Annotated in this window: 25 protein-coding genes; 21 read left to right on the plus strand and 4 right to left on the minus strand. The window is 74.9% G+C overall.

From position 1 onward, the window contains the following. Together GCU56_RS23370 and GCU56_RS23375 are read right to left on the minus strand one after the other, a co-directional pair. Entirely contained in the window at positions 1-327 is a 327-nt protein-coding gene (locus GCU56_RS23370; protein WP_204331499.1) for a PDGLE domain-containing protein, read from the minus strand. Beyond that, complete coding sequence (locus GCU56_RS23375) at positions 324-1,025, minus strand: energy-coupling factor ABC transporter permease (RefSeq protein WP_345771682.1); 702 nt, start codon at positions 1,023-1,025, stop codon at positions 324-326. The genes GCU56_RS23370 and GCU56_RS23375 overlap by 4 nt, the downstream gene beginning before the upstream one ends. Positions 1,026-1,379: 354 nt before the next feature. Here GCU56_RS23375 and GCU56_RS06490 point away from each other — a divergent pair, with 354 nt between their 5' ends. The 6 genes from GCU56_RS06490 (at position 1,380) to GCU56_RS06515 (ending at position 8,728) form a co-directional block, all read left to right on the plus strand. Further along, complete coding sequence (locus GCU56_RS06490) at positions 1,380-2,714, plus strand: ammonium transporter (RefSeq protein ID WP_163480675.1); 1,335 nt, start codon at positions 1,380-1,382, stop codon at positions 2,712-2,714. After that, entirely contained in the window at positions 2,711-3,049 is a 339-nt protein-coding gene (locus tag GCU56_RS06495; protein WP_012950005.1) for a P-II family nitrogen regulator, read from the plus strand. Before GCU56_RS06490 ends, GCU56_RS06495 begins: the two co-directional genes overlap by 4 nt. Before the next feature lie 134 nt (positions 3,050-3,183). Next, entirely contained in the window at positions 3,184-5,565 is a 2,382-nt protein-coding gene (locus tag GCU56_RS06500; protein ID WP_163480676.1) for a [protein-PII] uridylyltransferase, read from the plus strand. 82 nt (positions 5,566-5,647) lie between these two features. Beyond that, positions 5,648-5,866 (plus strand): hypothetical protein, encoded by a 219-nt coding sequence (locus GCU56_RS06505; protein ID WP_163480677.1) that lies wholly within the window; start codon positions 5,648-5,650, stop codon positions 5,864-5,866. A gap of 196 nt (positions 5,867-6,062) precedes the next feature. After that, the gene (gene ffh / locus GCU56_RS06510; protein WP_163480678.1) at positions 6,063-7,649 is read left to right on the plus strand and encodes a signal recognition particle protein; all 1,587 of its coding nucleotides are present in this window, start codon (positions 6,063-6,065) and stop codon (positions 7,647-7,649) included. After that, positions 7,646-8,728, plus strand: a complete 1,083-nt coding sequence (locus GCU56_RS06515) for an amidohydrolase family protein (RefSeq protein WP_163480679.1) — start codon at positions 7,646-7,648, stop codon at positions 8,726-8,728. Before ffh ends, GCU56_RS06515 begins: the two co-directional genes overlap by 4 nt. Here GCU56_RS06515 and GCU56_RS25050 read toward each other — a convergent pair. Together GCU56_RS25050 and GCU56_RS06525 are read right to left on the minus strand one after the other, a co-directional pair. Continuing rightward, complete coding sequence (locus tag GCU56_RS25050) at positions 8,722-9,984, minus strand: HAMP domain-containing protein (protein ID WP_163480680.1); 1,263 nt, start codon at positions 9,982-9,984, stop codon at positions 8,722-8,724. The genes GCU56_RS06515 and GCU56_RS25050 overlap by 7 nt on opposite strands. After that, positions 9,981-10,667 (minus strand): response regulator, encoded by a 687-nt coding sequence (locus GCU56_RS06525; protein ID WP_163480681.1) that lies wholly within the window; start codon positions 10,665-10,667, stop codon positions 9,981-9,983. Before GCU56_RS06525 ends, GCU56_RS25050 begins: the two co-directional genes overlap by 4 nt. Before the next feature lie 123 nt (positions 10,668-10,790). Between GCU56_RS06525 and GCU56_RS06530 the strand changes: the two genes are divergently transcribed. The 15 genes from GCU56_RS06530 (at position 10,791) to dprA (ending at position 23,306) form a co-directional block, all read left to right on the plus strand. Further along, positions 10,791-11,375, plus strand: coding sequence for a hypothetical protein (locus GCU56_RS06530; protein WP_163480682.1), 585 nt, complete (start codon positions 10,791-10,793; stop codon positions 11,373-11,375). Positions 11,376-11,669: 294 nt separating this feature from the next. Then, positions 11,670-13,421: a proline--tRNA ligase gene (locus GCU56_RS06535; protein ID WP_163480683.1), complete on the plus strand. Its 1,752-nt coding sequence runs from the start codon at positions 11,670-11,672 to the stop codon at positions 13,419-13,421. A gap of 216 nt (positions 13,422-13,637) precedes the next feature. Next, positions 13,638-14,090, plus strand: a complete 453-nt coding sequence (gene rpsP, locus GCU56_RS06540; RefSeq protein WP_163480684.1) for a 30S ribosomal protein S16 — start codon at positions 13,638-13,640, stop codon at positions 14,088-14,090. Between the two features lie 3 nt (positions 14,091-14,093). Next, positions 14,094-14,330 (plus strand): RNA-binding protein, encoded by a 237-nt coding sequence (locus tag GCU56_RS06545; protein ID WP_012949998.1) that lies wholly within the window; start codon positions 14,094-14,096, stop codon positions 14,328-14,330. Continuing rightward, positions 14,327-14,890, plus strand: a complete 564-nt coding sequence (rimM, locus tag GCU56_RS06550; RefSeq protein WP_163480685.1) for a ribosome maturation factor RimM — start codon at positions 14,327-14,329, stop codon at positions 14,888-14,890. Before GCU56_RS06545 ends, rimM begins: the two co-directional genes overlap by 4 nt. A 3-nt stretch (positions 14,891-14,893) precedes the next feature. Then, positions 14,894-15,631, plus strand: a complete 738-nt coding sequence (trmD, locus tag GCU56_RS06555) for a tRNA (guanosine(37)-N1)-methyltransferase TrmD (protein ID WP_163480686.1) — start codon at positions 14,894-14,896, stop codon at positions 15,629-15,631. Further along, the gene (locus GCU56_RS06560; RefSeq protein WP_163480687.1) at positions 15,628-16,125 is read left to right on the plus strand and encodes an NUDIX domain-containing protein; all 498 of its coding nucleotides are present in this window, start codon (positions 15,628-15,630) and stop codon (positions 16,123-16,125) included. The genes trmD and GCU56_RS06560 overlap by 4 nt, the downstream gene beginning before the upstream one ends. A 145-nt stretch (positions 16,126-16,270) precedes the next feature. Next, complete coding sequence (gene rplS, locus GCU56_RS06565) at positions 16,271-16,627, plus strand: 50S ribosomal protein L19 (protein WP_163480688.1); 357 nt, start codon at positions 16,271-16,273, stop codon at positions 16,625-16,627. Between the two features lie 67 nt (positions 16,628-16,694). Further along, positions 16,695-17,708 carry a signal peptidase I gene (gene lepB / locus GCU56_RS06570; RefSeq protein WP_163480689.1) on the plus strand — a complete coding sequence of 338 codons (1,014 nt, stop codon included), beginning with the start codon at positions 16,695-16,697 and terminating at the stop codon, positions 17,706-17,708. Between the two features lie 261 nt (positions 17,709-17,969). Next, the gene (locus GCU56_RS06575) at positions 17,970-18,674 is read left to right on the plus strand and encodes a response regulator transcription factor (RefSeq protein ID WP_345771683.1); all 705 of its coding nucleotides are present in this window, start codon (positions 17,970-17,972) and stop codon (positions 18,672-18,674) included. Between the two features lie 274 nt (positions 18,675-18,948). Beyond that, positions 18,949-19,725, plus strand: coding sequence for a ribonuclease HII (locus GCU56_RS06580; protein ID WP_163480690.1), 777 nt, complete (start codon positions 18,949-18,951; stop codon positions 19,723-19,725). Beyond that, positions 19,722-20,042: a DUF2469 domain-containing protein gene (locus tag GCU56_RS06585; protein ID WP_163480691.1), complete on the plus strand. Its 321-nt coding sequence runs from the start codon at positions 19,722-19,724 to the stop codon at positions 20,040-20,042. The genes GCU56_RS06580 and GCU56_RS06585 overlap by 4 nt, the downstream gene beginning before the upstream one ends. A 131-nt stretch (positions 20,043-20,173) precedes the next feature. Further along, complete coding sequence (locus GCU56_RS06590; RefSeq protein ID WP_163480692.1) at positions 20,174-20,533, plus strand: YraN family protein; 360 nt, start codon at positions 20,174-20,176, stop codon at positions 20,531-20,533. After that, the gene (locus GCU56_RS06595; RefSeq protein WP_163480693.1) at positions 20,530-22,050 is read left to right on the plus strand and encodes a YifB family Mg chelatase-like AAA ATPase; all 1,521 of its coding nucleotides are present in this window, start codon (positions 20,530-20,532) and stop codon (positions 22,048-22,050) included. The genes GCU56_RS06590 and GCU56_RS06595 overlap by 4 nt, the downstream gene beginning before the upstream one ends. Continuing rightward, entirely contained in the window at positions 22,047-23,306 is a 1,260-nt protein-coding gene (gene dprA, locus GCU56_RS06600; RefSeq protein WP_163480694.1) for a DNA-processing protein DprA, read from the plus strand. Before GCU56_RS06595 ends, dprA begins: the two co-directional genes overlap by 4 nt. The last annotated feature ends 11 nt before the right edge of the window (positions 23,307-23,317 follow it).

Consider the following 23,317-nt stretch of genomic DNA (forward strand, 5'->3'; position numbering starts at 1 on the left):
TCAGCCTCCGGTGCCGGCCGGCTCCCGGCCGCGCCGGCGCACCAGCATCGTCAGGCCGCCGGCCAGGACCAGGGTCACGGCGACCCCGATGACGCCCGCGAGGCCGCCGGAGAGCCGCTCGGAGCCCACCCCGTCCACGGCGTACTCGGCGAGGGGGGAGTCGGCGGCGGCACTGTCCTCAGCGGTGTGCGAGAACCCGGTCTCCTCGGCCGCCCACTCCAGGCCGTCGGGGGAGCCGCTGGCGTACCAGCTGCCGACCCCCGCCACCAGCAGCGCGACGAGCAGACCGGCCAGCCACAGCCCGCGGCGGCTCCGACGGGCGCTCACCGGGCACCCGCCCCGGCCGGCGCGGACCGCCGGGCCAGGTCGGCCGGACGCCGCAGCGCGGCCGCGCCGCGCACCAGGTCGGGCCGGACGGCGAGGACCGCACCGAGCACGGCGACGCTGATGGCCGCCTCGCCGAGCCCGATGAGCAGGTGGATCCCGCCCATGGTGGCGGCGACCGTGCCCAGCGGGACGTCGGCGACCCCGCCGACGGCGAACAGGCCGACGAACGCCAGCGCCGAGGCGGGCACGGAGAGGAAGGCCCCCACCCCGGCCGCCGTCAGCACGCCGGTGCGGGTGCGCGGCAGGACGGCCGTCAGCAGCCGGAACACGCCGTAGCCCACGCCCACGGCGACCAGTCCCATGAGCGTGACGTTCGTGCCGAGTGCGGTGAGCCCGCCGTCGGCGAAGAGCACGGCCTGCACGAGGAGGACGACGGTCATGCACAGCACCGCCGTCCACGGGCCCACCAGGACGGCGGTGAGCGCGCCGCCGATGAGGTGACCACTGGTGCCCGCCCCGACGGGGAAGTTCATCATCTGGACGGCGAAGACGAAGGCCGCCGTCAGACCGGCCAGGGGAGCGGTGCGCTCGTCGAGCTCGCGGTGGGAGCCGCGCAGGGCGAGCGCCACGGTGCCCGCGGCGAGCGCTCCGGTCGCCATCGACGTCGGGGCGTCCAGGAACCCGTCGGGGACGTGCACGGTGCCTCCTCGCGGTCGGGCCCCCCTGCGGGCGGCGTCCGGGCGACCTTATTGCAGAGGACTTGCAACTGCACAGCGGTCGCAACAAGGGCGACTGCGGTGTGAGCCGCGGCACGCGACGGGCCGGCGCAACACGGGCGGAACACGACGGGGGGACACGCGGACCGGAGTTCACCATCCGGAAACAGCGTCGCGCGCCCGGACGAAACAGGACGACGGCACGGTGAACGCCACGTCGCCGACCGTCGGACCCCCGCCGGAGAGCGCCGGCCCCACCCGTCCCGGTGCACGCAGCGCCGGGAGCCACCCCGCTGCGGCCGCCCGGCCCCACGACCCACCTCAGGAGGTTCCGCCGTGGTCAACACCGGCGACACCGCCTGGATCCTCACCAGCGCGGCGCTCGTGCTGCTGATGACTCCTGGCCTCGCGCTCTTCTACGGCGGCATGGTCCGCGCCAAGAGCGTCCTCAACATGATGATGATGAGCTTCGGGGCGCTGGCGCTGATCAGCGTCCTGTGGGTCCTCTACGGCTACTCGGTCGCCTTCGGCAACGACGTCGGCCTCGGTCTGCTGGGGGACCCGACGGAGTTCTTCGGGCTCAAGGGCCTGATGGAGGACGTCACCACCGAGGAGGGCGGCCTGCCCGCCCTCGCGTTCGTCGGCTTCCAGGCCGTCTTCGCCATCATCACCGTCGCGCTGATCAGCGGCGCGATCGCCGACCGCGCCAAGTTCGGCGCGTGGATGGTCTTCGCCGGCATCTGGGCCACCGTCGTCTACTTCCCGATCGCGCACTGGGTCTTCGACTTCGACACCGACGCCGGTCACGTCGGCGGCTGGATCGCCAACGACCTGCTGGCCCTGGACTTCGCCGGTGGCACCGCGGTGCACATCAACGCCGGTGCCGCCGGTCTCGCCCTGGCCCTCGTGCTCGGCAAGCGGCGTGGCTTCGGCCGTGAGGCGATGCGCCCGCACAACCTGCCGCTGGTCATGATCGGCGCCGGTCTGCTGTGGTTCGGCTGGTTCGGTTTCAACGCCGGCTCGGCGCTCGCCGCCAACAACACGGCCGCGGTCGCCTGGATCAACACGCTGGTCGCCACCGGTGCCGCGACGCTCGGCTGGCTGGTCGTGGAGAAGCTGCGCGACGGGCACTCCACCTCGCTCGGTGCCGCCTCCGGCGTGGTCGCCGGCCTGGTCGCGATCACACCGTCGTGCGCGGCGGTCTCCCCGATCGGGGCCATCGTCATCGGTGCCGTGGCCGGCGTCCTCTGCGCCATGGCCGTGGGCCTGAAGTACAAGCTCGGCTACGACGACTCGCTCGACGTCGTGGGCGTGCACCTGGTCGGTGGTCTCGTCGGCACGATCCTGATCGGCTTCCTCGCCACCGCCGACGCCCCGGCCGGGGTGGACGGGCTCTTCTACGGCGGCGGCGTCGACCAGCTGTGGCGGCAGGTCGTGGGTGCGCTGGCCGTCCTCGTGGTCTCCTTCGTCGCGACGTACCTCATCGGCACCGCCATCCAGAGGACGATGGGCTTCCGGATCGAGGAGCAGGACGAGGTCACCGGGATCGACACCGTGGTCCACGCGGAATCCGGGTACGACTACGCCTCTCTGGGCAGCAGCGGGTCGACCGCACCACTCAGCGGCCAGGCGCGCGCCGAGGCCCGTAACACGGAAGGGATCCGGGCATGAAGCTCGTCACCGCCATCGTCAAGCCGTTCAAGCTCGACGACGTCAAGAACGCCCTGGAGCTGATCGGCATCGCCGGGCTCACCGTCAGCGAGGTGCAGGGCTTCGGCCGCCAGCGCGGTCACACCGAGGTCTACCGCGGTGCGGAGTACCAGGTGGACTTCGTCCCGAAGGTCCGGATCGAGGTCGTCGTCGGGGAGATCGAGGCCGCCCGGGTCGTCGACGCCATCGTCGAGGCCGCGTCGACCGGTCAGATCGGCGACGGCAAGGTGTGGGTGACGACGATCGACGAGATCGTCCGCGTCCGCACCGGCGAACGCGGGGCCGACGCCCTGTAGACGGAGGACCCCGTGCCCCCACCCCTCGTCCGGGAGGGGGGCACGGGGCCGGACACGCCGGCCGGGGTGGTGGGCGACCCACCACCCCGGCCGGCGCCGTTCTCGGTCAGGTCCCAACCGCAAGAGGGGGAGCCGTGCTGGACACCGGGTCGCTGCCCGAACTGCCGCGGGCAGAACGAGTCGAGGTGGTCGACTCCTGGCTCGCCGCCCTGCTCGACGACGCGGTGGCGGGCACGCCACCGCCACGCGCCAAGCGGGGGAGCGCGCCGCCCCGCACCGGCACCGACGGGGTGGCGCTGGTGGCCGTCGGCAGCCACGGCCGGCGGGAGCTGCCGCCGCACGGTGACCTGGACCTCGTCCTCGTACACGACGGCCGGCCGGAGATCGCCGCCCTCGCCGACGCGGTCTGGTACCCCGTCTGGGACGCCGGACTGCGGCTGGACCACTCGGTGCGGACGGTGTCCGAGGCGGTCGGCGTCGCCTCCACCGACGTCAAGGCCGGGCTGGGCCTGCTCGACGTCCGCCTGGTGGCCGGCGACGCGGGCCTCGCGGCCGCGCTGCGGACGGCCACCCTGGCCAGCTGGCGGCAGTCGGCGTCCCGGCTGCTGCCCCAGCTGCGCGACCTCCGTCGCGGCCGGGCCCGGCAGGTCGGCGAGCTGGCGTTCCTCCTCGAGCCCGACCTCAAGGAGGCCTACGGCGGGCTGCGCGAGGGCCAGGTCCTGCGCGCGGTCGCGGCGGCCCAGTTGGCCGACGACCCCGCGCCGGAGGTCGAGGAGGCCTACGCGCTGCTGCTCGACGTCCGCGACGAGCTGCGCCGTCGGTCGGGACGCCCGACCGACGTGCTGGTCCGGCAGGAGCAGCGGCCGGTGGCCACGGAGCTCGGCCTGGCCGACGAGGACGCGCTGCTGCGCGAGGTGAGCCTGGCCGGACGGCGGCTGGCCTTCGTCGCCGACGAGACCTGGCGGCGGGTGGAGTCGACGCTGGTCCGCCGGCCCGGCGCCCGGTACCGCCGGGTGCGCCGCGAACCGCTGGCCGACGGTGTGGTGCGCCAGGGCGACGAGGTGGTCCTCGCCCGCGACGCCCGGCCCGCCACCGACCCCGGCCTGGTGCTCCGCGGGGCGGCCGCCGCCGCGCGCGCGGACCTGCTGCTGTCGCCCTACACCCTCAAGGTGCTGGCCGTGCACTCCCCGCCGGTGCCCGAGCCCTGGCCCGCGGAGGTGCGCTGGTCGTTCCTGCGACTGCTGGCCAGCGGACGGTCCGCCGTCCCGGTGCTGGAGCAGCTCGACCAGGAGGGGCTGCTGTCCCGGCTGCTGCCGGAGTGGGACCGGGTGCGCTCGCTGCCGCAGCGGCACCCCTGGCACCGGTTCACCGTCGACCGCCACCTCGTGGAGGCCGCCGCGGCGGCCGCCGAGCTGACCCGGGACGTCGACCGGCCCGACCTGCTGCTGGTCGGCGCCCTGCTGCACGACATCGGCAAGGGCTGGCCGGGGGACCACAGCGAGGTGGGGGAGCCCATCGCGGCCGCGATCGCCACCCGGATGGGCTTCGCCGAGACGGACGTGGCCGTCCTCGCCGCGCTCGTGCGCCACCACCTCCTGCTGCCCGACACCGCCACCCGCCGCGACATCGACGACCCGGCCACCGTCGACCGGGTCGCCGCCACCATCGGGCGCGACCCCGCCGTGCTGCAGCTGCTGCACGCGCTGGCGCAGGCCGACGGCGCGGCCACCAGTTCGTCGGCGTGGTCGCCCTGGAAGGCGCACCTGGTGGCGGCGCTGGTCGCGCGCGTCCAGGGGAGGCTCGGATCGGCGCCGGCCCCCGAGCCGGAGCCGGTGCTGCACCCGGTCGAACCCCAGGTGAGCTCGGGTCCCTCCGACCTCCCCGGCGGACCGGCGGGGGTCACCGTCGGCGTGGAGGACGTCGCCGACGGCCAGCAGGTCACCATCGGTGCTCCCGACCGGCACGGGCTGTTCAGCAGCCTGGCCGGGGTGCTCGCCCTCAACCAGCTCGACGTGCGGGCGGCGAAGGTCAACGTGCTCGACGGGCAGGCCACCGCCGTGTTCGCCGTCCGGCCCCGGTTCGGGCGCGCGCCGGTGCCGGCCATCCTCGCCGACGCCGTCCGCGCGGCGCTGGAGGGCACCCTCCCGCTGGCCGACCGGCTGCGGCAACGGGAGGCCGACTACCGGCAGGACGCCGGCCGGGCGGCACCGCCCCGGATCGCCTGGCACAACGGCGAGGTCACCGGTGACGCCACCGGCATCGTCGAGGTGCGGGCCGGCGACCGCGCGGGGCTGCTGTACCGGCTCACCGCGGCGCTGGCCGCCGAGGGGCTGGACGTGACGTCGGCCCGGATCGAGACGCTGGGCGCCGACGCCGCCGACCACTTCTACGTGTCCAACCCCGCCGGGCGGCCGATCGACGCCGAACAGCGGTCCCGCGTGGAGTCCGCCCTCGGTGCCGCGGTGCGCGGTGCGGTGCCCGAGCCGGTGACCGGGACGGGGGACACGCCGGGCTGAGATCCCCGGTTCTGTCGGTGCCCCGTGTGACCGTCGGATCGGGTGGGACGGAACGGTCCCACCGGACGGGGAGGGAACAGGCATGAGTCACCGGTCCATCGAGATCGCCGCGGCCGAGGGCCGGGTGTGGTCCTGCGCGGCGTGCGGCGACGAGCGCGAGTTCGTCCAGCCGACGTGCGTGGACGGCCACGCCGAGGACGGCGGGGAGTGTCCCGAGTGGGCCTGCGCCGACTGCGGCACGGCCGTGTTCTCCGGTGCCGAGGTCGTCCCGGTGACCGTCGAGGCCCGCCGCGCGGCCTGACGGAGGACCGCTCCGCCCCCTGCCGCTCGCGAGCCCGCGGGTGGGGCCCTGCAGCGCGGGGCGCCGTCGTCGGCGCCGCGCTCGTTAGGCTGGTCGGGAGGTGGCGCGACGGCTCCGGGATCCCCGGCGCCACATGCCGAACAGCCGGTCGGTCCGACCGGCGGGCCGCGCCCGCGAGAACTGCTGAGGACGTGCTGTGTTCGAGACCCTCTCCGACCGCCTGGACAAGGTCTTCAGCGGCCTGCGCGGCAAGGGCCGGCTCACCGACGCCGACATCGACGCCACCGCGCGCGAGATCCGTATCGCGCTGCTGGAGGCCGACGTCGCGCTGCCGGCCGTGCGGGCGTTCATCGCCGCCGTCAAGGAACGGGCCCGCGGCGCGGAGGTCTCCCAGGCGCTGAACCCGGCCCAGCAGGTCATCAAGATCGTAAACGAGGAGCTCATCCAGATCCTCGGTGGCGAGACCCGGCGGCTGCGCTACGCCAAGCAGTCGCCGACGGTCATCATGCTGGCCGGTCTGCAGGGCTCCGGTAAGACCACGCTGGCCGGCAAGCTCGGCCGGTGGCTGAAGGCCCAGGGCCACGCGCCGCTGCTGGTCGCCTGTGACCTGCAGCGCCCCAACGCGGTGAACCAGCTGTCGATCGTGGCCGGGCAGGCGGGCGTGGACGTCTACGCCCCCGAGCCCGGCAACGGCATCGGCGACCCGATCCGGGTGGCCGCGGACTCGATCGAGCACGCCCGCCGCACGATGCACGACGTCGTCGTCGTCGACACCGCCGGCCGGCTGGGCATCGACGCCGAGCTGATGGCCCAGGCCGCCGGCATCCGGGACGCCGTGTCGCCGGACGAGACGCTGTTCGTCGTCGACGCCATGATCGGGCAGGACGCGGTCACCACGGCGCAGGCGTTCGCCGACGGGGTCGGCTTCTCCGGCGTCGTCCTCACCAAGCTCGACGGTGACGCCCGCGGTGGTGCGGCGCTGTCGGTCCGCTACGTGACCGGTCAGCCGATCATGTTCGCCTCCACCGGCGAGAAGCTGACCGACTTCGACGTCTTCCACCCCGAGCGGATGGCCTCGCGCATCCTCGGGATGGGCGACGTGCTGACCCTGATCGAGCAGGCCGAGCAGGCCTTCGACGCCGACCAGGCCGAGCGGATGGCCGGCAAGCTCGCCTCGCGGGAGGGCTTCACGCTCGAGGACTTCCTCGAGCAGATGATGGCCATCCGGAAGATGGGGCCGATCGCCAACCTGCTCGGCATGCTGCCGGGCGCGGGGGCGATGAAGGAGCAGCTCAAGCAGGTCGACGACCGCGACCTCGACCGCACCGCGGCGATCATCCGCTCCATGACGCCCGAGGAGCGGGTCAACTCCAAGATCATCAACTCGTCGCGCCGGGTGCGCATCGCCAACGGTTCCGGCGTGACCGTGACCGAGGTCAACCAGCTGCTCGAACGGTTCGCCCAGGCGCAGAAGATGATGGGCCAGATGGCCGGCAGCATGGGCCTGCCCGGCATGGGCCCCATGTCGAAGAAGGCCCGCGGCCGTCAGATGCAGGCGCAGTCGAAGAAGGGCAAGGGGAAGGGCGGCAAGGGGAAGGGCAAGGGCGGCCCCGCCCGGCGGCCCGCGGGTGCACCGGGCCTGCCCCCCGGCGGCTTCCCCGGCGGTGGCTTCCCCGGTGGCGGGCTGCCGGGCGGCATGCCCAGCCTCCCGCCCGGCCAGCAGTTGCCCGACCTCAGCAAGCTCGACTTCAGCCAGTTCAAGGACGACCGGCCGGGTCAGTGAGCGCCCCCGCCTTCCACCTGTCGGGAGTCGTCCTCCCCGCGGCGGAGCACCGCGACCTGTGGGTGCGGGACGGGCGGATCACGTTCGAGCACCTGGCCGGGGCCGAGACGGTCAGCCGGGGCGGCTGGCTGGTGCCCGGCCTGGTCGACGCGCACTGCCACGTCGGCATCGGCCCGGGCGGTCAGCCCGTCGGCGACCTCGCCGGTCTCCGCGAGCAGGCGGTGGCCGAGCGGACGGCGGGGGTGCTGGCGCTGCGCGACTGCGGCTCCCCGGTCGACACCCGGGCCCTGGACGACGAGCCGGACCTGCCCCGCATCCTCCGCGCCGGCCGGCACATCGCCCGCACCCGGCGCTACATCCCCGGCCTGGGCGTCGAGATCGAGCCCGACGCGCTCGCCGACGAGGTCCGCGTGCAGGCCCGGCGCGGCGACGGCTGGGTCAAGCTCGTGGGCGACTGGATCGACCGGGACGCCGGCGACCTCGCCCCGGAGTGGCCGGACGGCGAGCTCGCCGCGGCGATCGACGCCGCGCACGCCGAGGGCGCCCGGGTCACCGCGCACACGTTCGGCGCCGACGCGTTGCCCGGGCTGATCGGGGCGGGCATCGACTGCATCGAGCACGGCACCGGCCTCACCGAGGAGCTGATCGGCCAGATGGCCGCCCGGGGCACGGCCGTGGTCCCGACGCTGGTCAACGTGGAGAACTTCCCCGGCTTCGCCGCGGCGGGGGAGCGGCGGTTCCCCGCCTACGCGAGCACGATGCGGCGGCTCTACGCGACCTCCGGCGCCGTCGTCCGGGCGGCGTTCGAGGCGGGGGTGCCGGTGTTCGCCGGCACCGACGCGGGTGGCGGCATCGAGCACGGCCGCATCGCCGACGAGGTGCGCGCGCTCGCCACCGCCGGGCTGCCCGCGGAGGCCGCGCTGGCGGCCGCCTCGTGGGCGGCGCGCGCCTGGCTGGGCCTGCCGGCCCTCGAGGAGGGCGCGCCCGCCGACCTCGTCGTCTACGACGGCGACCCGCGGGCCGACCTGTCGGTCCTCGCCCGGCCGGCGCTGACCCTCCTGCGGGGCCGGGTCTACTGACCAGCCGGCGGTCCGAGCTCCAGGGTGACGTCCGTGCCGGTGGCTGAGGCGGCCAGCCGCAGCCGCCCGCCGGAGCCCTCCGCGGTGCGCCGGGCGATGTCCAGGCCCAGGCCGGTGGAGCCACCGCCGCTGTGCCCGCGCCCCACCGCGTCGTCGGTCATCCCCGGGCCCCGGTCGGCGACGGTGACGACGGCGCCGCCGCCGTCCCGCGGCCGGACGGCGACGCGGAAGCCGGTGCCCTCGGGGGTGTGCGCGAAGACGTTGCCGAGCAGCGCGTCCACGGCCGCGCCGAGGTCGGCGGCGGCGACGCGGACCGGCAGCGGTCCCTCCGCCAGCTGCACGCCGACGTCGCGCTGCTCCTCCTCGGCCAGCACGGACCAGAACCGCACCCGGTCGGCGAGCACCGCGACGGCGTCGCAGCCGGCGCCCAGCCCCTCGCGGACGGTGCGGCGCGCCTCGGAGATGACCTCGTCGACGCCCCGGCTGAGCGCGTCGACGTCGTCGAGCAGCCGTTCGCGGTCCGCGGCCGCCGGCAGCGCCTCGGCGTCCAGCCGGAGCGCGGTCAGCGGGGTGCGCAGCCGGTGGGCGAGGTCCGCGGCCGACTCCCGCTCGGCGGTCAGGAGCTCCCCGATCCGCCCGGCCAGCCGGTTCAGCGCGGTGCCGACCTCGCGGACCTCCACCGGCCCGTCCGGCGTGACGCGGGCGGTGAGGTCGCCGCTGCCCAGCCGCAGCGCGGTTGTCGCCAGGTCGGTCACCGGCCGGGTCAGGGACCGGGCGAGGCGGTCGGCGACCACGAGCGCCAGCACCAGCAGGACGACGCCCAGCCCGCCGAGCACCAGCCAGGTCCGCGTCACGCCGGCGCGCAGCTCGGCCGCCGGGACGAACAGCTCCACGACGGCGACGCCGTCGTCCCGGCGCACCGGCTGGACGAGGCGGGTGCCGTCGGCGGCCTCCCGGACCTCCGGTCCGGCCGGCGGCTCGGCGTCGCCCAGGACGCCGGTGCCGCCCAGCCAGGTGCCGTCGGTCCAGCGGGCGGTGACGCTCCGTCCCCCGCCCGAGGCCGCGGCGACGGCGGCCGCCGCCTCGTCGCGCCCGTCGAGGCCGACCGAGGGGATGAGGACCTGCAGCTGCGCCTGGGCGGTGTCGATGGCCCGCGACTCGGCGACCTGGGAGACGAGCACGGCGGCCGGCAGCAGGAAGGCCAGGAGCACGATCGACGTGGTCGCGGCGACCAGCAGGGTGATCCGGCGCCTCACGGCGGGGGCTCGGCCAGGCGGACCCCGACGCCGCGGACGGTCTGGAGCAGCCGCGGCTGCGCGGCGGACTCGCCCAGCTTGCGGCGCAGCCACGACAGGTGGACGTCGACGGTCTTGTCCGACCCGCCGTAGGGCAGCTGCCAGACCTCGGTGAGCAGCTCGCGCTTGGACACCACCGTGCCGGCGCGGGCGGCCAGGTAGGCGAGCAGGTCGAACTCCTTGGGGGACAGCTCGACCGGCGTCCCGCCGCAGGTGACCCGGCGGCTGCGCGGGTCGACGGTGAGGTCGCCGACGGTCACCGGTTCCGGGCCGGTCTCGGCACCGGCGGCGCGGCGGAGCACGGCGCGGATGCGGGCGTCGAGCTGACCGGCGGAGAAGGGCTTCACCACGTAGTCGTCGGCGCCGGCGTCGAGGGCCGCGACGACGCTGCCGTCGTCGTCCCGCGCGGTGGCCACGATGACCGGGACCGCGGAGACCGCGCGCAGCATCCGCAGCAGCTCACCGCCGTCGAGGTCGGGCAGCCCCAGGTCGAGGACGACGAGGTCCGGCCGCTCCTCGACCGCGAGCTGCAGCCCGGCGAGGGCGGTGCCCGCGGAGCTGACGGCGTGTCCGCGCTCGCGCAGTGCCCGGATGACCGCACTGCGGATGCGCTCGTCGTCCTCCACCACCAGCACCTGGGCCACGGCGGGACGCTAGCGCCGTCCGGTCGGGATCGGAGGGGCCCCCACTCGGGGGGATGAGAACCGCACCTGCCCTTGTCACCCTCTTGGTGTGGCCTTAACCCGAGCGACGGCAGGGTCTGTCCCGTGAAGCGAGCCGTGGCCTTCGGAGCCCTCTGGACCGCCTCGGCGGCAGCCGCCGTCGGGCTGGGACTGCTCGCCGTGTCGCTCGTGGACGCGGGCGCCTCGCCGGGGACCGCCCCCGCCGCGGCCACCGCCGGCAGCACCGCGCCGTCGACCACCCCGCCGGGCGACACGACCACCCCTGCACCCGTGCCGCCCGCCCCGGCTCCGACCTCCGGCGAGTACTCGACCGTCGGCGGCACGATCGTCGCCTCCTGCGACGGCGACGTCCTGCAGGTGGCCGCCGCGCCGGCCACCGGCTGGTGGCTCGACGACCAGGACGAGCGCGGTGAGGTCGAGTTCGAGAGCGAGGACGGGAAGGTCGAGGTGCACGTCACCTGCGTCGACGGCACACCGTCCTTCTCCGACGTGGACATCCGTACCGGTGAGGACGGCGCCGGCCGGAGTTCCGGCTCCAGCTCGGCGTCGACCGGCCCGTCGGCTCCCGACGACTCCGACGGTCGCCGCGGCGGAGGTCACGGCTCGGACGACGGTCCCGGTGACGACTCCTCGGGTCGCGGCCGCGGCGGTTCCGGCTCCGACGACTGAGGACACCACCCGACGACTGCTCCCTCCCGGCCCACCGCCGGGCTCGGCCACCCCCGGGGCCGAGCCCGGCGGTGCTCTCTGCGATCCCGCACGGTGCCCCGGGAGCGGGGGAGGTCCCCCGTGCGGGACGGGGACGAGCGGCTCCACGCCGCTGCGGGAGGGCGCCCGGCAGCGGTGGAGGTCTCCGGGACCGGGGGCCGGAGGTCCCCCGAGCGGGAACGGGGACGAGCGGCTCCACGCGCTGCGGGAGGGCGCCTGGCAGCGGTGGGAGCCCGGAGGGCGACAATGTGCGCCGTGCTGTTGCGGATGTCGACCCTGTTCCTGCGGACCCTGCGTGACGACCCGGCCGACGCCGAGGTCCCCAGCCACCGGCTGCTCGCCCGCGGCGGGTACATCCGCCGGGCCGCGCCGGGTGGCTTCACCTGGCTGCCGCTGGGCTTCCGCGTCTTCCGCAACGTCGAGCGCATCGTCCGCGAGGAGATGGACGCGATGGGCGCGCAGGAGGTGCACTTCCCGGCGCTGCTGCCCCGCGAGCCGTACGAGGCGACCAACCGGTGGACCGAGTACGGCCCCAACCTGTTCCGGCTGAAGGACCGCCGGGGCAACGACTTCCTGCTCGGGCCCACGCACGAGGAGATGTTCACGCTCCTGGTGAAGGACCTCTACGGCTCGTACAAGGACCTGCCGCTCTCGCTGTACCAGATCCAGACGAAGTACCGGGACGAGGCGCGGCCGCGGGCGGGGCTGTTCCGCGGGCGCGAGTTCACGATGAAGGACAGCTACTCCTTCGACGTCGACGACGCCGGGCTGGACCGCTCCTACGCCGCGCACCGCGCCGCCTACATCAAGATCTTCGACCGGCTCGGGCTGGACTACGTGATCGTGTCGGCGATGTCGGGCGCGATGGGCGGCTCGAAGAGCGAGGAGTTCCTGCACCCGACCCCGATCGGCGAGGACACCTTCGTCCGCTCGCCCGGTGGCTACGCCGCCAACGTCGAGGCGGTGTCGACCGTCGTCCCCGAGGCGATCCCGTTCGACGGGCTGCCCGAGGCGCACGTCGAGGACACCCCCGACACCCCGACCATCGAGACGCTCGTGGCCGTCGCGCGGGAGCTGTTCCCCGACGCCGGGTACACCGCCGCGTCGACGCTGAAGAACGTCGTGGTCACGCTGGTGCACCCCGACGGCACGCGCGAGCCCCTCGTCGTCGGCCTGCCCGGCGACCGCGACGTCGACGCCAAGCGGCTGGAGGCGCAGGTCTCGCCGGCCGAGGTCGAGCCGTTCACCGACTTCGCCGGCAACCCGGCCCTCGTCAAGGGGTACATCGGGCCGCAGGTGCTCGGTTCGCAGAGCGAGTCGAAGATCCGCTACCTGGTCGACCCCCGGATCGTCCCGGGCAGCCGGTGGGTCACCGGCGCCAACGAGCCGGGCAGGCACGTGTTCGACCTGGTCGCCGGCCGGGACTTCACCTGGGACGGCGTCATCGAGGCAGCCGAGCTGCTGGCGGGCGACCCGGCGCCCGACGGCTCCGGTCCGCTCGAGCTCGCCCGCGGCGTCGAGATGGGCCACATCTTCCAGCTCGGCCGCAAGTACGCCGAGGCGCTCGACCTCAAGGTGCTCGACGAGAACGGCAAGCTGGTCACGGTGACCATGGGCTCCTACGGGGTCGGGGTGTCCCGCGCCGTCGCCGCGATCGCGGAGTCGACGCACGACGAGCTCGGCCTGGTCTGGCCGCGCGAGGTGGCGCCCGCCGACGTGCACGTCGTCGCGACCGGCAAGGACGCCGCCGTGTTCGAGGCCGCCGAGGCGCTGGCGAACGAGCTGGTCGCCGCCGGACTGACGGTGCTCTACGACGACCGGCCGAAGGTGTCGCCCGGGGTGAAGTTCAAGGACGCCGAGCTGCTCGGCATGCCGACGATCGTGACGGTCGGCCGTGGCCTGGCCCAGGGCGTGATCGAGGTCCGCGACCGGAGGACGGGGGAGCGCGAGGAGGTACCGGTCGCCGAGGTCGGCGCCCGCGTGCTGTCCGCCGTCCGGGGCCGCTGAAGGACCCCTCTGCCCCCGCCACTCGCACCCCGCGGCGCGACCCTGCAGAGGGGCCAGGGCGGCACCTCCGCGCGTCTGGCATCATGGACCGTCGAACACGGCGGTCTGCGGCCCTCTCACCGTTGCCGGCCGTGTCCCTCGCTCCGCCCCGGCGTACCCCCACGCGTCCGTCCGGCGGGCAACCGACGAAAGCGTTCGAGGAGCACACCACCCACCGTGGCCACCAAGATCAAGCTCATGCGCCTGGGCAAGATGCGCGCGCCGTACTACCGCATCGTCGTCGCCGACGCCCGCACCAAGCGGGACGGCCGCTCGATCGAGACGATCGGCAAGTACCACCCGAAGGAGGACCCGTCCTTCATCGAGGTCGACACCGAGCGGGCGCAGTACTGGCTCGGCGTCGGCGCCCAGCCGACCGAGGCCGTCGCCGCCATCTTCCGGGTGACCGGTGACTGGCAGAAGTTCAAGGGCGAGCCCGCCCCGCCGCCCATGAAGGTCGCGGCCCCCAAGCCGGACAAGAAGGCCCTCTACGAGGAGGCCGTCCGCAACTCCGGTGGCGACGAGCCGGCTGCCGGCGCGACCACCGCGAAGAAGAAGGCCGCCGCACCCAAGGCGGCTGCCGAGGACACGGCGCCGGCCGAGGCCGGCACCGCGACGCCCGCCGAGTAAGACGTGCTCGAAGAGGCGCTCGAGCACCTGGTCAAGGGCATCGTGGACCATCCCGAGGACGTGACGGTCGACCTGCTGAGCAACCGCCGCGGCAAGACCCTCGAGGTCCGGGTGCACCCCGACGACCTCGGCAAGGTCATCGGCCGCGGCGGGCGCACTGCCAAGGCGCTGCGCACCGTGATGACCGGTGTCGGGGGGCGTGGCCTGCGGGTCGACGTCGTCGACACCGACGGGCGTTGAGCACCAGCTCGCCCCGCGCCCCGCGCGAACCCTCCCCGGACACCGTGGTGGTCGGCCGCATCGGCCGGCCCCACGGTGTCCGGGGTCTCGCCACCGTCGAGGTGCGCACCGACGACCCCGACCTCCGGTTCGCCCCGGGGGAGGCGCTCGTCACCGATCCGCCGGAGCGCGGTCCGTTGACCGTCGTCGACAAGCGCTGGCACAGCGGCACCCTGCTGCTGCAGCTGGCCGGTCCGACCGGAGAGGTCTACGGCACCCGCGAGGCCGTCGACGCGCTGCGCAACACCCTGCTGCTGGTCCCGGTCGCGGACCTCCCCGAGATCGAGGACCCCGACTCCTTCTACGACCACCAGCTGGTCGGCCTCACCGCGCGGCTGCCCGACGGCACCGTCGTGGGCGAGGTGACCGCCGTCCGGCACGAGGCGCAGGACCTGCTCGTCCTCCGCCGTGGGGCGGGTGGAGAGGCGCTGGTGCCCTTCGTCTCCGCCATCGTGACCAGCGTCGACGTCGCCGGCGGGTTCCTCGTCGTGGACCCGCCCGAGGGCCTGCTGGAGCTCTGACCGGTGCGCATCGACGTCGTCACGATCTTCCCGGAGTACCTCGCCCCGCTGGGGCAGTCGCTGCTGGGCAAGGCCGCCGAGCGCGGCCTGGTCACCATCGGCGTCCACGACCTGCGCCAGTGGACCGACGACGTGCACCGCACGGTCGACGACGCCCCGTACGGCGGCGGACCGGGCATGGTGATGCGGCCGGAGCCGTGGGGACGTGCCCTCGACGCCGTCCGCCCACCGGGCACCCGCCTGGTCGTGCCCACCCCGGCCGGTCAGCCGTTCACCCAGGCGATGGCCGCCGCGTGGGCCACCGAGCCCGGACTGGTCTTCGCCTGCGGCCGCTACGAGGGCATCGACCAGCGGGTGGCCGACTGGGCCGCCGACGCCGGGCCCGTCTCCGAGGTGTCGATCGGCGACTACGTGCTGGCCGGCGGCGAATCGGCGGTGCTCGTGATGGTCGAGGCGGTCACCCGGCTGCTGCCCGGCGTCGTGGGCAACCGGGAGTCGGTCGAGTACGACTCGCACGCCGACGGGCTGCTCGAGGGGCCCAGCTACACCCGCCCGGCGTCGTGGCGGGGTCGCGACGTCCCACCGGTGCTGCTCTCCGGGGACCACGCCGCCATCGCCCGCTGGCGGCGGGCGGAGTCCCTGCGGCGGACGGCGGCCCGCCGGCCCGACCTGCTGGCCGCCCTGCCCGGCGACACACTCACGCCCGCCGACCGCGCGGCGTTGGGCCCCACCGCCCCGTGACCGGCGCGATCGTGCGGCCCACGGCCCGGATCGTCGTCCTCGACCCGGCCGGCCGCGTGCTGCTGCTCGGCGCCCGGCTCACCGACCCGGCGGTGCCGCCCGGTGACGTGCTGTTCTGGTACACCCCCGGCGGAGGGGTGGAGCCGGGGGAGAGCGTCCGCCAGGCCGCCGTCCGGGAGCTCGCCGAGGAGGTCGGGCTGGTCGCGGACCCGGCGTCCCTGGAGGGGCCGGTGTGGTTCCGGCGGCACGTCGGGGTCTTCGGCGGGGTGGACGTCGACTCCCGCGAGACCTTCTTCGTGCTGCGCGACGTCGTCCACGAGGTGGATCCGCGCGGCCGGACGGAGCTGGAGGTCCTGGGGGACGAGCCGCACCGGTGGTGGAGCGCGGACGAGCTGGCGACCAGCCCGGTCCCGCTCGCGCCACGCGAGCTGCCGGTCCTGCTCGCGGACCTGCTGCACGGCCCGTGGACGGGGCCGCCGCGCTTCGTCGAGTGAACTTGTGGCACAGTAGGGAGCTGCTGCGGACCGCCGGCCCCTCGACGGGAGCTGCTCGCGGAGCGCAGCCCCCCGGAACGGACAGCCGGGGACTTCCGCTGTCCGGACCGTGAACGAGCCACTGCTGAGACTGAGGACTGCCGCGATGAACACCCTGGACGTACTCGACGCCGACTCGCTGCGCGACGACATCCCCGCGTTCCGCCCGGGCGACACCGTCAAGGTGCACGTGCGCGTCATCGAAGGCAACCGCTCGCGCATCCAGGTCTTCCAGGGCGCGGTCATCCGCCGCCAGGGTGGCGGCATCCGCGAGACCTTCACCGTCCGCAAGGTGAGCTTCGGCGTCGGCGTCGAGCGCACCTTCCCGGTGCACACCCCCGTGGTCGAGAAGATCGAGGTCGTCACCCGCGGTGACGTCCGCCGCGCCAAGCTCTACTACCTCCGCGAGCTGCGCGGCAAGGCCGCCAAGATCAAGGAGAAGCGCGAGAACGTGTCTCGCTGACACGCTCCCCGGCCGGCTCGACCGGCCTGACCGCGGCGGGTCCTCCGCGGCCGTACGCTGGCTCCCGATGAGCAGCGACCGGCCCGGGAGGCCCGCCGACGTCGTCCCAGGGGGCGAGGAACCCCGCGCGGCGAGGGAGCCCGCCGGCGAGGAGACCGCCGACGACACGGGGCGGATCGACCCGGTGTCGCGGCACCGCCGCCGGCGCGAACGCCAGGAGGACGAGAAGAAGGGCTCGCTGCTCAGGGAGCTCCCGGTGCTGCTGCTGGTGGCCTTCGTGCTCGCTCTGCTGGTGAAGACCTTCCTCGTGCAGGCCTTCTTCATCCCGTCGGGCTCGATGGAGCAGACGCTGCACGGCTGCCCTGGATGCACGGGTGACCGGGTCCTGGTCAACAAGGTGCCCTACTGGTTCGGCGAGCCGGGACCCGGCGACATCGTGGTGTTCGAGGGGCCCGACACCTGGTCGCCGGAGGTGGACGTGGCCGAGCCGAGCAACTGGTTCTCCGGCGCCCTGCTGTGGCTGGGGCGCGCGGTGGGGGTGGCGCCCCCCAGCGAGGACGACTTCGTCAAGCGCGTGATCGCGACCGCGGGTCAGACCGTCCAGTGCTGTGACCCCGAGGGCCGCGTCATGGTCGACGGTCAGCCGCTCGACGAGCCCTACATCTTCGAGAACACCCCGATCGAGACCCGGGCCTTCGGGCCGGTCACGGTCCCCGAGGACCGGCTGTGGGTGATGGGCGACCACCGGTCCGCCTCGGCCGACTCCAAGCAGCACATGGGCGACAAGTACTCCGGCACGATCGGGGTGGACGACGTGATCGGCAAGGCCGCGCTGATCGTGTGGCCGCTGGACCGCCTCGGCACGCTGGGCTCGCCCGACATCCAGGGACTCGAGGCCGCCGCGGCGCTGCCCGAGACCGGGGGTGTGGCGGTGGCCGACACCGGAGCCGGCGCGCTGGCCGCTCCCTACGCCCTCGGGCTGGCCGGTGCGGTCCCGCTGACCGCCTGGCGCCGGAGACGGCGGACCGCCCGCTCGCTGCGACGCCACCGCGGCGATCGACCACCCCGCCGCCGCGACTGATCACTGCGCACCCCTCGACCCGCACCGCCCGATCCGCCGGGCGTGCGGGTCGAGTCGTCTCCCGGCCACTCCAGGGAATGGCGTCGCCATGTCGACATGAATGGCATCCCATCGTCGGAACCGTTACGCGTGGGACGACGAATGCATCGGAGCCCCGTTCTGGAATTGTTCGGACAAATTGTCGGAAATGGGTCAAGCAGCTGTCTCACCCGTCCGATGGAGATCGTGAGAAGTTCCCCGAACGTGTGAATGGAGTCAGCTGTGACCACCCCCATGGCGAGCAGTGCCCGCGGCGTCACCCGCGTCCTCATCCTCGCCGACGCCCCCGTCCTGCGTCGGGGCCTGGTCAGCATGATCAACGAGACGGCCGGCATGCAGTCGGTCGGCAGCCCGGGGGAGCTGCGCCGGGCGCTCACCCTGGTCGAGACCGCCCGCCCCGACGCGGTCGTGGTCGAGCTGGGCTCCGGCCGTGCCGCCACCCTCAACGCCTGCCGTGACCTGCGGCGCCGGTACCCCCGCGTCACCATCGTCGCCCTGGGCACCTCCGAGGACCCCGCCGTGGTGAACGAGGCCCTGGCCGCCGGCGTCCGCGGCTACCTGATGATCAACACCTCGCCGACCCTGCTCGGCTGGTCGATCCTCGCCGCCCGGGCCGGGCGCACGGTGGTCGACCCGCAGATCCGCCGCGTCGAGCCCTCGGCCACGCCGGCAGCCAAGCCGTTCGCTCCGGAGGTGCCGCTCACCCGCCGCGAGTCCGACGTTCTCGACGAGCTGATCCAGGGGCAGTCCAACCGCCAGATCGGCCGGAACCTGTTCATCAGCGAGGACACCGTCAAGTCCCACGTCAAAGCCATCCTGCGCAAGCTGGGGGCCCGCGACCGGGCGCACGCGGTCTCCCTGGTGCTCTCCTCTCGCAACCCCGGCTGCACCTGCGGCGCGCACAGCCTCGCGGCCGCCGAGATCTGATCCACCCCCACCACCGGGCTCCGTCGGGGCCGTCTGCCGTCCTCGGCAGAGCCCGGTGCGCCCGGTCCGGACCGTCCGCCTCCTCGGCGGTCCGCACCGGGCGCCGACCGGGCCGCTCGCCGGCCACCGGATCACGGGCCGGTCCCCTCTGCCCCCGGGGACCGGCCCGTGGCGTCCGTCGAGCGGGCTCCCGCGGAGCCGCCGCGGCGGCGGGCACCGGCGGGCACCGGGTCGTCGCCGACCGGTCAGCACACCGTCGTACTGTCGGATCCCGATGGCCCTCCGTTCCGCTCCAGCCCCCGCCGAGCGGGCCGTCCGCGTCCGGCGGGTGCCCCTCGACGACGACCGCCCCGACGCCCTGTGGGACATGGAGCGGTCGTTGCGGAGACGCGGCTTCGCCGCTGTCGCCGGGGCCGACGAGGCCGGACGCGGCGCCTGTGCCGGTCCCCTCGTCGCGGCCGCCTGCGTACTGCCCCCCGGGCGTCGCGGCCGTGTCCCCGGGCTCGCGGACTCCAAGTTGCTCACGCCGGCCAGTCGCGACCGGGTGTACGCGGAGGTGGTCGACCGGGCGGTGGCCTGGTCGGTCGTCGTCATCCCGGTCGCCGACCTCGACGCTCGGGGCATGCACGTCACGAACATCGAGGCGCTGCGCCGGGCCGTGTGCACCCTGGAGCCCGGGGCCGACTACGTCCTCACCGACGGGTTCCCCGTGCCGGGGCTGGCCCGGCCCACCTTGGCCGTCTGGAAGGGCGACCGTGTCGCGGCCTGCGTGGCGGCCGCCTCGGTGCTGGCCAAGGTGACCCGGGACCGGATCATGCTCGACCTGCACGAGCGGTGGCCGGAGTACGACTTCGCCGTCCACAAGGGCTACATCACCGACGCCCACAGCGCCGCGCTGGACCGTCACGGCCCGTGCCAGGAGCACCGGCTGCGCTTCGTCAACGTCGCCCGCGCCCGCGCTGCACACGCCGAGCGGACATCCCAGCTGACCGGCTCCGCCGGCATGGTCGATGATGGGTCCATGTGCCCTGTGTCCGGAGAGCCGCGATGAGCACCGAGGACCTGGAGAAGTACGAGACCGAGATGGAGCTCCAGCTCTATCGCGAGTACCGGGACATCGTCCGGCAGTTCACCTACGTGGTGGAGACCGAGCGGCGCTTCTACCTCGCCAACTCCGTCGACCTCCAGGTCCGTGAGGCCGGCGGTGAGGTCTACTTCGAGCTGAAGCTCTCCGACGCCTGGGTCTGGGACATGTACCGGCCGGCCCGGTTCGTGCGCAACGTGCGGGTGCTGACCTTCAAGGACGTCAACGTCGAGGAGCTGGACAAGCCCGACCTCGAGCTGCCCGAGGGGCCCCGGCTCCCCTGATCTCCGTCCCACCTCCGGCAGGGTGCCGGCTCCCGGGGCGCCCGGGCGGCTGAGCGTCCACAGGTCCGCTGCTGTCCACAGACCCGGCGAGGGCCTGGTGGGCGGCGCTTCTCCTCCCCGAGGGTCGAGCGGTGCCAACCACATCGGAACTCGGGGCCCACGGCGAGCGCATCGCCGCCGCCTACCTCACCGACCGCGGGCTGCGCGTCCTGGACCGCAACTGGCGCTGTCGCGACGGTGAACTCGACATCGTCGCCCGCGAGGGACAGGCGCTGGTCTTCTGCGAGGTGAAGACCCGGCGCGCGGTCGGCTTCGGCCATCCGGTGGAGGCCGTCGGCCGGGTCAAGCAGCGCCGGCTCAGGACGCTGGCCCAGCGCTGGCTGGCCGCCCACGAGGAGCACGCCCCGGACCTGCGCTTCGACGTCGTGGGCGTGCTGGTGCAGCCGGTGGGCCCGGCCGTGGTGACGCACCTGCGGGCGGCGTTCTCGTGACGCTGGCGCGCACGTGGTCGGTCGGCCTGGCCGGGGTGCACGGGGCGATGGTGGACGTCGAGGTCGACATGTCCTCCGGCGTCCCCGGTGTGGTGCTGGTCGGGCTCCCCGACGCGGTGGTGCGCCAGTCGGTGGACCGGGTCCGGGCCGCCGTGGTCAACGCCGGCGGCCGGTGGCCCCTGCGGCGGATCACCATCGGCCTGTCGCCGGCGTCGATGCCCAAGCAGGGCAGCGGCTTCGACCTGGCGCTGGCCGCCGCCGTGCTGGCCGCCGACGGCGCGCTGCCGGCGGAGCAGGTCGGCCGGCTGGTGCTGCTGGGCGAACTGGCCCTGGACGGCTCGGTCCGCGCCGTCCGCGGGGTCCTGCCGGCGGTGCTGGCCGCCGCCCGGGCCGGGCACCGGTGCGTCGTCGTGCCGGCGGGCAACGCCGACGAGGCGGCCCTGGTCGAGAGCGTGGAGGTGCTCGCGGCCGCCACCCTCGGGGAGGTGGTGGCGCACCTGACCGGCCGGGCGGTGCTGCCCCGGCACGGCCGGCGGCCGCTGCCGCCGGCCTCCCCGGGCCCGGACCTCGGCGACGTGGTCGGCCAGGCCGTCGGCCGCCGCGCAGTGGAGGTGGCCGCGGCGGGAGGACACCACCTGTTCCTCACCGGGCCGCCCGGCGCGGGCAAGACCATGCTCGCCGAGCGGCTGCCCGGCCTGCTGCCGGCGCTGGACGAGCAGGCCGCGCTCGAGGTCACCGCCATCCACTCGGTCGCCGGGACGCTCCCACCCGATGCCCCGCTGGTGACCCGCCCGACCTTCGAGTCGCCGCACCACTCGGCGACGATGGCCGCGCTCGTCGGCGGCGGCTCGGGGCTCATCCGCCCGGGTGCCCTGTGCCGGGCGCACCGCGGGGTGCTGTTCCTCGACGAGGCCCCGGAGTTCCCGAGGGTCGTGCTGGACACCCTGCGTCAGCCCCTGGAACGCGGACAGGTGACGATCTCGCGGGCCAGCGGCTCGGCGACCTTCCCGTGCCGGGCCCAGCTGGTGCTGGCGGCCAACCCGTGTCCCTGCGCGACCGCCGCGGGGGACGCGGCGTGCACCTGCAGCGCGCTCGAACGGCGGCGGTACCGGTCGCGACTGTCCGGGCCGCTGCTGGACCGCATCGACCTGCGGGTCGACCTCCCCGCCGTCACCCGCGCGGTGTGGCTGGGGGCGGGCACGGCGCCCGAGCCGACGACGGTGGTCGCCGATCGCGTGCTGCGGGCCCGCTCCGCCGCCGCCGACCGGCTCGGTGTCGTCGGCCTCGCGGTGAACAGCCAGGTGCCCGGCCGGATGCTGCGCGAGCGGTGGTCGCCGCCCCGCCCGGCACTGCGGCTGGTGGAGCGCGCGCTGGAGCGGGGCGTGCTCTCGGTCCGCGGCTACGACCGGGTGCTGCGGGTGGCGTGGACGATGGCCGACCTGGGCGGTCGCTCCGTCCCGGACGCCGACGACGTGGCCGAGGCGCTCGGCATGCGGCTGCAGCGGACCGCGGCATGAGCCCGGCGACCACCCTCGACGAGGACATCGAGGAGGGGCTCGACGCCCCCCTGGCCACCGTGGGCGGGCCGGCACCGGCCGTGCGACGCGCCCGTGCCTGGCTCAGCCGCGCAGCCGAGCCGGGGAGCGTCGCGTTCTGGCGCTTCGTGGAGGACGCCGGCCCGGTCCAGGCAGTGCGGCAGCTCCGGGCCGGTCGCGCGCCCGACGCCGTCCGTGCCCTCGTGGGTGCGCGGGTCGAGGAGGACGCCACCGCCGCCGACCTCCTGCGGGCGCAGCGCTGCGGTGCCCGCCTCCTCGTCCCGGAGGATGACGAGTGGCCAGCCCTCGCCCTGCACGGCCTGGTCCTCACGACCGCAGGGGAACCGGCCGACCCCCGGGCCCACTCACCGCGGACCACCGCGCTGGTGCCCCCGGTCGCCCTCTGGGTGCGCGGGCCCGCGCGGTTGGACGCGCTCGCCGACCGGTCGGTGGCCGTCGTCGGCGCCCGCGCCTCGACCGCCTACGGCGAGCACGTGGCGGGGGAGCTCGGCCACCGGCTGGGCCAGCGGGGATGGACCGTGGTCTCGGGTGGTGCGTTCGGGATCGACGCCGCCGCGCACCGCGGCGCGCTCGCCGCCGGCGGACCGACGATCGCGGTGCTGGCGTGCGGGGTCGACCGGCCCTATCCGGCCGCCCACGGCGCGCTCTTCCACCGCATCGCCGAGGACGGGCTGCTGATCAGCGAGTGGCCTCCGGGCGCGGCTCCGCACAAGCACCGCTTCCTCGTCCGCAACCGCCTGATCGCCGCGCTCACCCGGGGCACCGTCGTCGTGGAGGCCGCCGCGCGGTCCGGTGCACAGGCGACGGCGCGGCGGGCGCAGCGGCTGGGCCGCCAGGTCCTCGTCGTCCCCGGCCCGGTCACCTCCGCGATGTCCGTCGGTTGCCACGAGCTGCTGCGCGACCCCGATCTGGACGCCGTCCTGGTGGCCGACGCCGCCCACGTCGTGGAGGCGGTCGGCCGGCTGGGGGAGGACCTCGCCGATGCCGTGAAGCGGCCGACCAGCCCCCGCGACGGCCTCTCCGACATCGCCTGCCGGGTCCTGGACGCCTGTCCGGTGCGGATCGGCGTCAGCCCCGAGCGGCTGGCCGCCACGGCAGGCTGCGACGTCCTGGAGGTGCTCAGGGTCCTCCCGGCGCTGGAGCTGGCCGAGCTGGTCCAGATGACCACCACGGGCTGGCGGCTCGCTCCTGCACCCGGACCGCCGGTGGCCCCGTGAGCGGAGGGGCA

It is taken from the genome of Geodermatophilus sabuli, assembly GCF_010686765.1.
Classification (GTDB): domain Bacteria; phylum Actinomycetota; class Actinomycetes; order Mycobacteriales; family Geodermatophilaceae; genus Geodermatophilus; species Geodermatophilus sabuli_A.

Bases quoted from the DNA above. Each gene is read 5' to 3' on its own strand.
- GCU56_RS06495 (WP_012950005.1), top strand. From the start codon at position 2,711: ATGAAGCTCGTCACCGCCATCGTCAAGCCGTTCAAGCTCGACGACGTC.
- GCU56_RS06505 (WP_163480677.1), top strand. From the start codon at position 5,648: ATGAGTCACCGGTCCATCGAGATCGCCGCGGCCGAGGGCCGGGTGTGG.
- rplS (WP_163480688.1), top strand. From the start codon at position 16,271: ATGAACACCCTGGACGTACTCGACGCCGACTCGCTGCGCGACGACATC.
- lepB (WP_163480689.1), top strand. From the start codon at position 16,695: ATGAGCAGCGACCGGCCCGGGAGGCCCGCCGACGTCGTCCCAGGGGGC.
- GCU56_RS06580 (WP_163480690.1), top strand. From the start codon at position 18,949: ATGGCCCTCCGTTCCGCTCCAGCCCCCGCCGAGCGGGCCGTCCGCGTC.
- GCU56_RS06585 (WP_163480691.1), top strand. From the start codon at position 19,722: ATGAGCACCGAGGACCTGGAGAAGTACGAGACCGAGATGGAGCTCCAG.
- dprA (WP_163480694.1), top strand. From the start codon at position 22,047: ATGAGCCCGGCGACCACCCTCGACGAGGACATCGAGGAGGGGCTCGAC.